The organism is Pandoraea sp. (genome assembly GCF_041919235.1).
Classification (GTDB): Bacteria; Pseudomonadota; Gammaproteobacteria; order Burkholderiales; family Burkholderiaceae; genus Pandoraea.
Window position 1 is genome coordinate 105,509 of sequence record NZ_JAYRUC010000011.1, and the last position, 12,082, is coordinate 117,590.

Annotated in this window: 6 protein-coding genes; all 6 read right to left on the reverse strand. The window is 65.9% G+C overall.

Annotation, left to right across the window (positions count from 1 at the left end):
• Nucleotides 1-118 precede the first annotated feature (118 nt).
• The 6 genes from ACE3UG_RS11045 to ACE3UG_RS11070 all read right to left on the reverse strand — a co-directional run bounded on the left by ACE3UG_RS11045 (nt 119) and on the right by ACE3UG_RS11070 (nt 11,881).
• Entirely contained in the window at nt 119-1,261 is a 1,143-nt protein-coding gene (locus tag ACE3UG_RS11045) for a branched-chain amino acid ABC transporter substrate-binding protein (protein ID WP_374623554.1), read from the reverse strand.
• 208 nt (nt 1,262-1,469) lie between these two features.
• Complete coding sequence (gene putP, locus ACE3UG_RS11050) at nt 1,470-3,014, reverse strand: sodium/proline symporter PutP (protein WP_374623557.1); 1,545 nt, start codon at nt 3,012-3,014, stop codon at nt 1,470-1,472.
• Between the two features lie 496 nt (nt 3,015-3,510).
• The gene (gene putA, locus ACE3UG_RS11055; protein WP_374623559.1) at nt 3,511-7,434 is read right to left on the reverse strand and encodes a trifunctional transcriptional regulator/proline dehydrogenase/L-glutamate gamma-semialdehyde dehydrogenase; all 3,924 of its coding nucleotides are present in this window, start codon (nt 7,432-7,434) and stop codon (nt 3,511-3,513) included.
• 252 nt (nt 7,435-7,686) lie between these two features.
• Nucleotides 7,687-8,019, reverse strand: coding sequence for a sulfite:cytochrome C oxidoreductase subunit B (locus tag ACE3UG_RS11060; protein WP_374623562.1), 333 nt, complete (start codon nt 8,017-8,019; stop codon nt 7,687-7,689).
• 13 nt (nt 8,020-8,032) lie between these two features.
• Nucleotides 8,033-9,358, reverse strand: a complete 1,326-nt coding sequence (locus ACE3UG_RS11065; RefSeq protein WP_374623565.1) for a molybdopterin-dependent oxidoreductase — start codon at nt 9,356-9,358, stop codon at nt 8,033-8,035.
• Between the two features lie 129 nt (nt 9,359-9,487).
• Nucleotides 9,488-11,881 (reverse strand): primosomal protein N', encoded by a 2,394-nt coding sequence (locus ACE3UG_RS11070; RefSeq protein ID WP_374623568.1) that lies wholly within the window; start codon nt 11,879-11,881, stop codon nt 9,488-9,490.
• Nucleotides 11,882-12,082 lie beyond the last annotated feature (201 nt).

The window sequence follows — 12,082 nt, forward strand, 5'->3', positions numbered from 1 at the left end:
CAGTGATGCAGTGATGCGGCGTTGCAGCGATGCCATGATGCAGGCATCAAGGACAAGGGCCGGTGAGTCATCCTCACAGGCCCTTGTTGCTTGCCGCTACCGGAACCTCGTCAGGCGCTTACTTGCCGCCGACGGTCTCCAGCACAGTCCACTTGCCGTCGACCACCTTGTAGAGCGTGATCGAACCGTACTTCAGATCGCCAAACTTGTCGTAAGCCAGCTCGCGCGTGGTCACGCCCGGCATGCTCGTTTTCGCAAGCACCGGCAGGTACTTCGCCGGGTCGGTCGAGTTGGCCTTCTTCATGGCCGACATCATGGCCATTGCACCGTCATAGGCGTACGGCGAGTACGTTTCCGGACCCGTGCCGAACTTGGCCTTGTAGCGCGACTCGTAAGCGGCACCGCCAGGCATCTTGTCGAGCGGCAGGCCGGCGAGCGAGACGACCGAACCGTTGGCAGCGTCGCCCGCGATCTTCAGGAACGCGTCGGACTTGACCATTTCACCGGCCATCAGCGTGCTCTTCATGCCCAGTTCGCGCATTTGCTTGGCGAGCGGGCCGGCTTGCGCGTCGGCGCCGCCGTAGAAGACCATGTCCGGATTGGCGCGCTTGAGGTTGGTCAGAATGGCGCGGAAGTCCACGGCCTTGTCGTTGGCGTACTCGCGGCGCACGATCTTGCCGCCCGCCGCCTTGGCCGCCTTCTCGAACTCGTCGGCCAGACCTTGACCGTAGGCGGTGCGGTCGTCAACGATGGCGATGTTCTTGAAGCCCAGCTTCTTCACGGCGAACGTGCCGACGACCGAGCCCTGCTGGATGTCCGAGGTCATCATGCGGAACGTCGTCTTGAAGCCCTGCTTGGTGTATTCCGGAGCCGTCGCCATGGCGATTTCCGGAATACCCGCTTGCGCATAAATGCGCGAAGCGGGAATCGTCGTGCCGGAATTGAAGTGGCCGAGCATGCCCTTGATGCCCGAGTCGACCAGCTTCTGCGCGACCAGCGAGCCCTGACGCGGGTCGGCCTGATCGTCTTCCGACTGCAACACGAACTTCACCGGCTTGCCTTCGATGGTCGGCTTCGTGGCGTTGTACTCGTCGACGGCGAGCTGGATGCCGTTCTGCATGTCTTTGCCGTAGTGCGCCTGAGCGCCCGTGAGCGGTGCGGCAAAACCCAGCTTCACTTCCTGCGCCTGCTGCGCGCTGGCCGTGCCGTACGCGAGCAGTCCCGCGACTGCGACTGCGCTGAGCGTAAGCTTCGATTGCATCAACCCTCTCCTTGCATGTGTATGTCATTGAGTGGCGTGCCTGCGGGATCGCCGCGGCACGCCTTTCTTGGAACGCCGTCTGCAAAAGGCCGGTCGGCCCGAGACGGCATCAATCGCAATCAAACGCATAATGCGTCCGACGCGGCAGTATTGGATGGCTGCGCGCGCTGGTCAAGAGGGAGATATTCCGATGGCAGGTGCTACTCGATTATGGCGACGGTTGCGCCGCCGGACCGCCGGTGCTACCCGTACCGTCCGGCGCGCTCTGCCGGATCTCGCGCAAGGTCGCCTCGGCGGCCGCGTAGCGGGCGAGCACGTCTGCGCCCGGCGCCCGGTCGAGGCGGCTCACGACGATGAGCGCCAGGCCGCCCAGCACGAAGCCCGGCAGGATCTCGTACAGGTCGAACCAGCCGAACTGTTTCCAGATCAGGACCGTGGCTGCACCGACGACAATGCCTGCAAGCGCCCCGTTACGGGTGACGCGTGGCCACAACAGCGTGGCCAGCACCAGCGGACCGAAGGCCGCCCCAAAACCCGCCCAGGCGTAGCTCACCATGCCGAGAACCCGGCTTTCCGGGTCGAGCGCCAGTAGCACGGCGATGACCGCCACGCTCAGCACCATCGCCCGGCCGATCCACACGAGTCGGCGTTGGCTGACCGGCCCGCGCGCAAACGTCTTGTAAAGGTCCTCCGTCAGCGCGCTCGCACACACGAGCAATTGGCAGGACAACGTGCTCATGACGGCCGCGAGAATGGCCGCCAGCAACACGCCCGTGAGCCACGGGGTGAAGAGCTGGGTCGTCAGCGCGATGAAAATGGTCTCCGGGTTCGCCGCCACGCCAGCACCGAGATCCGGTCGCGCACTGTAAAACGCCAGGCCGAAGAAGCCTACGGCGACGGCACCCGTCAGGCACAGCACCATCCAGGTCATGCAGATGCGGCGCGCCTGCGGAATCGCCGCGGCCGTGCGCGTCGCCATGAAACGCACGAGGATGTGCGGCTGGCCGAAATAGCCCAGCCCCCAGGCGAGCATCGAAATCACGCCGATGGGGGCAAGATCGCCGAACCAATCGGTGTGCGCCGGGTGCACGGCGGTCACCGCGTCCACGGCCGCTGCCGGACTGCCGTCGAGCGCAATCACGGCAATCGGGGTGACGACCAGCGCAGCGAACATCAGCGACGCCTGCACCGTATCCGTCCAGCTCACCGCGAGAAAGCCGCCGATGAACACATAGGCAATGGTCGCCACGGCACCGATCCACAACGCCGTGCGATAGTCCAGGCCGAACATCGTCTCGAACAGACGGGCGCCGGCCACGACCCCCGAGGCGCAATAGATCGTGAAGAAGATGAGAATCACGAGCGCCGTGACGATGCGCAGCACATGGCTGCGGTCGCCGAAGCGCTGCGTGAGGTACTCGGGCAAGGTCAGCGCGTTGCCGCACACCTCCGTGTGCACGCGCAGGCGCGCGGCCACGAGATGCCAGTTGGCCCATGCGCCGATGGCCAGGCCCACGGCGATCCAGACGCCCGACAGGCCGCCGATGTAGATGGCGCCCGGCAAGCCGAGCAACAGCCAGCCGCTCATGTCCGAGGCGCCGGCGGAGAGCGCAGTGACGAAGCTGCCAAGGCGGCGTCCGCCGAGGATGTAGTCGGAAAGATCATGGGTGGCCCGGTAGCCGAGCCATCCGATCACCAGCATCAACAGCAGATACACGGTGAACGACACCGCTGTGGGATTCCAAAGGGACATGTAGCCTCCTTGAGCGCCGGTATCACGCGCGGCGGGCACCTCTTCCGGCATGACGAAAGAGGCCTCGACGCGGCATGACGACCGCGATGGCCGGCGATACGTGTCGCCGGCACGGGTTGACCGCACGAAGGCGGTGAGACGCGTGATATGTCGGGGGCGGGCGCGAAGATAGCGCGAATGCGCGTCATGCGCGTGGCTACGGGTGTTGCGTGGGGGCGCAGAGAGCGGTGAAGGTGGTGAGGACGGTGACGGAGATGGCGGTCGAGGGGCGCGTGGGAATGGGCGGGTTGCTCACGCGATGCGGCCGCCAGTGTCCCGAAACGCGGGATGCCGGCGGCCGCGAGTGACGGCGCGAGTGGTGGCGCAAGTGACGGCGCGATTGGACGATTCGACCGGTCGGTCGACCGTCAAGTCGCCCTTCCGGTCGTCAAGGCGCGCGGTCAGATTTCAGACGAATCCGAAGGAATTCGTTACGAGACCTGACGGCTTGCCGTGATCATCCGATGGTCATGAGGTTGGCGTTACCCCCTGCGGCGGCCGTGTTGACGGACACCGAGCGCTCGCACAGCAGTCGCTCGAGTGCGTAGTCGTCGCCGGCGGCCAGCGCCTCGGGCGAGAGGCCTTGCATCGACAGGATCGGACCGTTGCGGGTCGCGATGCGGCGGTTCAGGGCGCGTAATTCGTCGCTGTCGCCCTCGAACAATACGGCGCAGAGCGACGCCTCACCGGCCGCGTCCGTACCGGCCGCGAGCATCGACGCGCGGTCCTTGAGCGCGGCGGGCAGGGTGCTCACCAGTTCACGGGCGGCGGCGCTTTCCGTGAAGATCGCGTTGTTGCCCGTCGCCAGCGCTGCGGCGAGTTGCGTGCGCGCGCCCAGCGGCGTGGCAGCCACGCACAGCACCGGGCCGCGCGGCTCCAGGCCGTAGGTATTGCGCTCGCCGGTCGGCCCCGGCAGCACGGCGGTGGCGTCGAGCGCCGAGGTCGCCAGGTAGCGGTCGACGCGATCGATCGCGGCGGCGTTGTCCACCGCGTTGCCCTGTGCATGCAGCCAGTCGCGATAGCTCACCAGCGGCGAGAGCGCGGCTTCGTTGCGGTTCAGCTCCGGGGGAAGCGCGGCCGGACGCGTCGCGAGCAGACGCGGCAAATACATCGGACCGCCTGCTTTCGGACCCGTCCCAGACAAACCTTCTCCGCCGAACGGCTGCACGCCGACCACAGCGCCAATCACGTTGCGGTTCACGTAGATGTTGCCGACGTGGGCGCGCTCGGTCACGTAGGCGATGGTCTCGTCGATACGCGTGTGTACGCCGAACGTCAGGCCGTATCCGGTGCCGTTGATCTGGTCGAGCAGCTTGCCGAGTTGTGCGCGCTTGAAGCGGATCACGTGCAGCACCGGTCCGAAGACTTCGCGTTGCAGGGCCGTCAGATCGGTCAGCTCGATGAGCGTTGGCGGCACGAACGTGCCATGTCGGGCGGCGTCGGGCAGCGGCAGTTGTTCCACGGGGAAGCCCTTGCCGCGCATCTGTTCGATGTGACGGTTGATGCCGTTCTGGGCTTCGGCGTCGATCACCGGACCCACGTCGATGGACAGGCGATCCGGATTGCCGATCGACAGTTCCTGCATCGCGCCCTTGAGCATGTGCAGCGTCTTGTCGGCAACGTCGTCCTGCAGGCACAGCACGCGCAGGGCGGAGCAGCGTTGACCGGCCGAGTCGAATGCCGACGCGAGCACGTCGTACACGACCTGTTCGGGCAGCGCCGACGAGTCGACGATCATCGCGTTCTGGCCGCCGGTCTCCGCAATCAGGGGAATGGGACGGCCGTTGGCGTCGAGCCGGTCGGCCAGCGTGCGCGCAATGATGCGGGCCACTTCGGTCGAGCCGGTGAACATGACGGCCTTGGTGCGGGCGTCGGCCACGAGCGCGGCGCCGACCGTCTCGCCCGTGCCGGGCAGCAGTTGCAACGCCCCGGCCGGAACGCCGGCGGCATGCATCAGGCGCACGGCTTCGGCGGCGATGAGCGGCGTCTGCTCGGCCGGCTTGGCAATGACGGGGTTGCCGGCGGCCAGGCCTGCGGCAACCTGCCCGACGAAGATCGCCAGCGGGAAGTTCCACGGGCTGATACACAGCACCGGGCCCAGCGGGCGGTGCGTGTCGTTGGAGAAGCCCTGGCGGATCTGCGCGGCGTAGTAGCGCAGGAAGTCGACGGCTTCGCGGACTTCGGCCACGGCGTTGGGCAGCGACTTGCCGGCTTCGCGTACGCACAGGCCCATGAGGGTGGGCATGTGGGCTTCGAGCAGATCGGCAGAGCGCATCAGGCAGTCAGCGCGCTCCTCGACCGGCGTGGCTTGCCAGATCGGTGCGGCGGCCACGGCGTGCAGCAGCGCGGCATCCACGTCTGCCGAGGTGGCTTCGATGACCTGACCGACGGTGTCGCGAAGATCGGCGGGGTTACGGACAGCGCGCGGCGTGCCGGCGGTGCGTTCGCCGTCGGCGAGCATGGGGGCGGCGCGCCACGGCGTGCCCGCGCTGGCGAGCAGGGCCGACGACAGTGAGGCGAGACGGTGCTCGTTCGACAGATCGAAGCCCGCCGAGTTGGCGCGCGCCACGCCATACAGATCGCGTGGCAGCGGAATCTTGGCGTGCGGTGCGCCGAGCGGTTGCACCTTTTCGGCTTCCGAGATCGGATCGGCGATCAGTTCGTCGACACTGACGGTCTCATCGGCAATGCGGTTCACGAACGACGTGTTCGCGCCGTTCTCGAGCAGACGGCGCACGAGGTAGGCGAGCAGCGTCTCGTGCGTGCCGACCGGGGCGTACACGCGGCACGGACGCGCGAGCTTGCCGGCCGCAACGGGGCCGACGACTTCTTCGTAGAGCGGCTCGCCCATGCCGTGCAGGCACTGAAATTCGTACTGACCCGGGTAGTAATTGTTGCCCGCGAGATGATAGATCGCCGAGAGCGTGTAGGCGTTGTGCGTGGCGAACTGCGGGTAGACGGCGTCGGGCACGGCGAGCAGCTTCTTCGCGCACGCGAGGTACGACACGTCGGTGTAGATCTTGCGGGTATAGACCGGATAGCCTTCGAGGCCGTCGACCTGGGCGCGCTTGATCTCCGTATCCCAATACGCGCCCTTGACGAGACGCACCATGATGCGATGGCGGCTGCGGCGGGCCAGATCGATGATGAAGTCGATCACGAACGGGCAACGCTTCTGATAGGCCTGCACCACGAAGCCGATGCCGTTCCATCCGGCCAGTTCGGGATCGAAGCACAACGCTTCGAGCAGATCGAGCGAAATTTCGAGGCGATCGGCTTCTTCGGCGTCGATATTCAGGCCGATGTCGTAGCTGCGCGCCAGCTTGGCGAGCGCCTGCACGCGCGGCAGCAGTTCCGTGACCGTGCGCTCGTGCTGGCTGCGCGAGTAGCGCGGGTGCAGTGCCGAGAGCTTGATCGAGATGCCCGGACCTTCATAGATGCCACGGCCCGCCGAGGCCTTGCCGATGGCATGAATCGCTTGCTCATAGCTCGCGTAGTAGCGCTGCGCGTCTTCGTCGGTCGTGGCCGCTTCGCCGAGCATGTCGTATGAATAGCGGAAGCCCTGTGCTTCGTACTTGCGGCTGTTGGCGAGCGCTTCGGAGATGGTCTCGCCCGTCACGAACTGCTCGCCCATCAGGCGCATCGCCATGTCGACACCCTTGCGGATGAGCGGCTCGCCGCCACGGCCGATCAGACGCGTGAGGGCCTTGGTGAGGCCGGCTTCGCTGGTGGTGGTGACGAGCTTGCCGGTGATCATCAGGCCCCACGTGGCGGCGTTGACGAACATCGACGGCGAATTGCCCATGTGCGCGTGCCAGTCGCCCTTGCTGATCTTGTCGCGAATGAGTGCATCGCGCGTGGCCTTGTCGGGAATACGCAGCAGGGCCTCGGCCAGGCACATGAGCGCCACGCCTTCCTGGCTGGACAGCGAAAATTCGTGAATCAGACCTTCCACGCCGCCGCCGGTGCTCTTGCCGCGCAACGCCACCACGAGCTTGCGAGCGAGTTCGGAGGCCGACGTTGCGGTGGCCGAGGCCAGCTTGGCCTGACCGACCAGCACGGGCACGCACTCCGGCTCGGGACGGCGGTAGGCCGCCGTGATCGCCGCGCGCAACACCGATTGCGGTTGCACGTTCTGGGCAAATTCGAGGAACGGGTGCGCGACGGTGTCATCGCTCGCGTCGCCATCGATCACCTCGGTGCCGGACTGGCTCGCTCCGCTCAGTTCGGGCGGCAACACGCCGCTCTCGATGCGTTCCAGGTACGCGAAAATGGCCTGTTTGATAAGCCAATGCGGGGTGCGTTCGATTTTCTGGGCAGCCGTCTTGAGCCGGGTGCGCAAGACGTCGTCGACCTTGACGCCGAGGGTGGTGTTAGCCATGAAAGGGTTACCTGAAGACGCGAAAGCATGACACCCATAGCGGGTGAATGGCGGCATCGTAACCGGGTTTCAAAAGAGGTGCAACCATCGCCAATATTAGGGTTGCACCTTATGGGTGCCCGAAATCACCGCAGGCTACGGAGGCGTGCCGACATGCGATGTCAACGCATTCGATGTTGGCGGTGCAAGCGGAAACGGGCAAAGCGTCATGGCACGGTGGCACCCCGGCCCTCGGGCCGGGGCCGGAGGGCGCTATTTCTGATCGTTACCGTACGTTTTTCCGAGATACTCCGAAATCAGCTTGACCTGATCTTCCGGAATCGGCGCGCCGTAGACCTTCACCATCTTCGCGACTTCTGCATGCCAGAAGGCAGCGGGCATGGGCGGTTGGGTGTTGACGTAGTCGAGCGAGTGGCACATTACGCACCACGCGTTCGCCGACTGGTAGCCGGCCAAGGTCGAGGCCTTCAGTTGCGACGTCTCCTGCGGCAGCTTGATGTCGAGGGCATGGGCGGGGGCGGAGGCGAGTGCGCCGAGCAGGCCGCACAGCACGGCCGAGTGGCTCGCGAGCTTCGAAAGATTCATGGTCGTCCCCGTCTCAAGCCGCGATCACGCGCACGGTTTCCACCCCGTTGCGCAGATAGCCGGCCGGATTCCACAGCGATTGCAGCGGTTGTGTGACCCCTGCGCGATTCGTCGCGCGCACTTTGAGTGCGTACTCGCCGGGTTGGGGTGGCGTGAAGGACGCCGTCCACTCCCGGAACGAATACTTCGACAGTTCGGTGCCGAGTTGGGCGGCCTGCCAGGTCTGGCCGCCGTCGGCCGAGAACTGCACGTCGCGAATGCCCTCGCCGCCGTCGAATGCAATGCCGCGCACGCGCAGCGCCTTGCCTGCCGCCACATGCTGACCGTCGGCAAGGCTCGTGACGAACGAGCGCACCGTGAAGCGCTCGATCGGCTTCGTTTTCTCCGGGGCCTTGCCGGGGGGGACGCAATTGCAGTCGTTGTCGGGAATGCGGTATGCGGTGGCCATCCAGAAGCCGTCGAACACCTTGTCGATCACGTTGATGTCGGCCAGATGTTTCACCCAGTAAGTGCCGTAGTAACCCGGCACGACGAGCCGCACCGGAAAGCCGTTGAGCATTGGCAGGTCCTGGCCGTTCATGGCGAATGCAATCATCACTTCGCCGTCCATCGCATGCTCGAGGTCGAGCGCCTTCACGAACTCGGGCGTCGTGGGGACGATGGGCCGGTCGAGGCCTTCGAACGTGACTTGTTTTGCACCGGCCGATACACCTGCACGCTCGAGAATTCGCTTGAGCGGAATGCCCCGCCAGCGGGCGTTGCCCATCGCGCCGTTGGCGATCTGCCCGCCCGCGACGCGCGGATCGAAGAAGCCGCGGCTATTGCCCGAACACTGATGGACGGCCACGATTTCCACCGGCGCGCCGAAATCCTTCTTGAGCGATGCGAGCGAGATGTCGAGCGGCTTGGCAACACTGCCACCCACACGAATCCGATGCTTCGCCGGGTTGATGTCGGTCGGAATGCCCGCCAGGTGATAGCGAACGAAGAACGCGTCGTTCGGCGTGATCAGCCCCTCGTTGAAGATCTCGAAGGGCGTTTCCAGTTGTGGCGGACGCGCCGTCAAACGGATCAGCGGACGCTTCTGCGGATACGCAATGAGTTCACGCTCCCCATTGGCGAACGGCAGCGTGACCGTCTGCGGTGCGGCGGCCGCGGCAAGCGCATCGAGCGCGCGTCCGGCGAGGCTGGCCCCAACGCCCAGTGCGCCTGCGCGACGCAGGAAGCGGCGACGCGAGGCCTCGGCGAGCGGAGATTCCGTGGGAAGCGATGCCGGTGCGGCAGATGCAGAAGGGGGGTGCGGCGCCGTGGGACTGGCGCTCGGATCGTGCGGCTTCATCGGAATGTCTCCTGTAGGACTTCTGATTGCGCGAATGACGTGAACCGTTCTGGTGCGGCTTTCGGCTGACGCTTGCATCGTCGGAGATTTCGATAGCGATGTCAAATTTCCGGAACGCTATATACCGATTTATATTTCGAGTGGGTCGACTTCGAGATGCCAGCGCACGGGGGCCTTGAGTGCACGCAATTCGCTCATCCAGTGCGTGAGAAAGCGCTGGAGGGCGCCGCGATGCGGGCTCTCGACCACGAGTTGCGCGCGCTCGGTGCCCGCGATCCGGACCATGGTCATCGGCACCGGGTCCCAAAGCGAAATGCGCGGGTCGTTCAGCGCGGGCGCGGCGGCGATCTCGCGGGCCTGCTTGAGGAACGTCATGGCGTCGTCCAGGCGCCGTGCCTCGGCGCGCAGCAGCGCCTGATGTGTGAATGGCGGCAGCAGGGCGACGCGGCGTTCCTCCAACTGTTGGGCTGCAAAGCCCGCGTAGTCATGGCGCATGAGCGACGCGAACAGCGGGTGCGATGCGTAGCGTGTCTGAATCAACACGTCGCCGGGACCGTCGGCGCGTGCTGCGCGCCCGGCTCGGCCGGCGACCTGCATCAGTTGCGCGAAGAGGCGCTCGGCGGCCCGGAAGTCGTGAGAGAAGAGGGCGCTGTCTGCGTTGACTACGCCCACGAGCGTTACGCGACGGAAGTCGTGGCCCTTGGCGACCATCTGCGTGCCGATCAGAATGTCGACTTCGCCGGCGTGGACCTGAGCAAAGAGCGCTTGGGCGCTGCCTTTGCGGCGCGTGCTGTCAGCGTCGATGCGAGCGAGTCGCGCCTCGGGGAAGTGTTCCGCGAGCGCTTCTTCGATGCGCTGGGTGCCGCGCCCGAGCGGCGCGAGATCGAGGTTGCCGCAGTCAGGGCACGCGTGAGGAATGCGCGATTCCGCGCCGCAGTGATGGCAGCGCAGCCGTCGTTCGGGCTTGTGCAGCACCATATGGGCGCTGCATCGGCGGCAGTCGCTGATCCAGCCACAGGCATCGCAGTTGAGCACCGGCGCATAGCCGCGACGGTTCAGAAACAGCAGGCTCTGCTCACCGGCGTCGAGCCTGGCGCGAATGGCGGCAAGCAGCGATTGCGACAGCCCTTCGTGGACCGTGCGCTGGCGCTTGCGTTCGATATCCATGTCGATGAGCGAGACGCGCGGCAGCACGGCATCCGGGGTGGCGCGTTCGGGCATCGCGAGACGTACGTAGCGGCCCTGGTCGGCGCGCCGCCAGCTATCGAGCGAGGGCGTGGCGGAGCCGAGGACGACGGGGATGCGTAGCCGGTTCGCGCGCCAGATGGCGAGATCGCGTGCCGAGTATCGCAGTCCTTCCTGTTGCTTGTACGACGGGTCGTGCTCTTCGTCGACGACGATCAGCCGCAGATGCGGCAGCGATGCCATCACGGCGAGACGGGTGCCGAGCACGATGCGCGCTTCGCCGCGATGGGCAGCGAGCCAGTGTCGCGCGCGTTCGCCTTCGGCCAGACCGCTATGCAGCGTGACGAGCGACTCATCGGGGAATCGCGCCCGGAAGACGCCTTCGAGTTGCGGCGTCAGATTGATTTCGGGCACGAGGACGAGGACCTGAGCGTTGCACGCGCCAGGCTTGTGCAGGGCTTCGGCCACCGCACGCAGATAGACTTCCGTCTTGCCGCTGCCGGTCACGCCATAGAGCAGGAACGGCGGGCAGGCAGTGGACTCGCCCGCTTCGTTTCCCTCGACCGACGGTGTGCCATCGACGCATTGAACCCCTGCGGCGTCGTGGGCGTCGAGGGCGTCGTGGATGGCGGCGACGGCGTCGGCCTGTCCGGCGGTCAACGTCTTGGTCGTGCGGGGGGCGCCCTCGGAGCCGATTTCGACCCCGGCAGGCGCCTCGGTGGCGTCGGTCTGTCCGGTGCTCGATCCGTCGTCGTCATCGGCATGGCGCACCGCCTGATGGAATGGCACGGTGTCGACGACGACCCATCCGGCGTCAGCCCACTGTTTGAGCACATCGGGGGCCTTCGAGTACAGGGCCCGCGCTTCGTCGGCATCGAGCGTGCCGGCCTGTGCGAGGCCCTCGGCCAGTCGGCGCTGCGCGCGCAGCCGGGCGGGAACGTGCGTCATGAGCGTGGCGAGCGCGCCGTCGGCCAGCCGGTAACGTTGCAGGCCGCGCTGGGCGAGGAGCCGCGCCCAGCGCATCGACGTGCGCAGATGCGCGGGAATGGCCGGCAGCGCCACTTCACCGATGCCGCGCTGGTAGTAACGCGATGCGAATTGCATCAAGTCGCGCCAATCGTCGCCGAGCGGCGGTAACGCGTGCCAGACGGCGGTCACGTCGCGCAGCTTGGCGGGGTCGACTTCGCTGCGCTGCGTCAATTCCCAGACAACGCCTACGACCTGACGCCGGCCGAACGGCACCTGTACCAATTGCCCGGGGCTTGCGGCCTGATCGAGCCGGTAGTCGAACAGCGTGAGAAGCGGCGTATCGAGTGCAACGCGGGCGATCGTGGGCACGCCGGTACGCGGACTGGCTACCAGAGAAAGGGCCTCCTCAGTCGATGCAGAAGACGGTACGGACAAGTCGTCGGCGCGAGTCAAACTTAAAGTAAATCCTGAGAAGTTTCGGTAAACCCCGGATTTGAGTCGGGTTTCCAGTGGGCTGGTGGCGCTTGTGGATAACTATGTTGAGAACTGTGGGGATTATCGCCTGCCTGC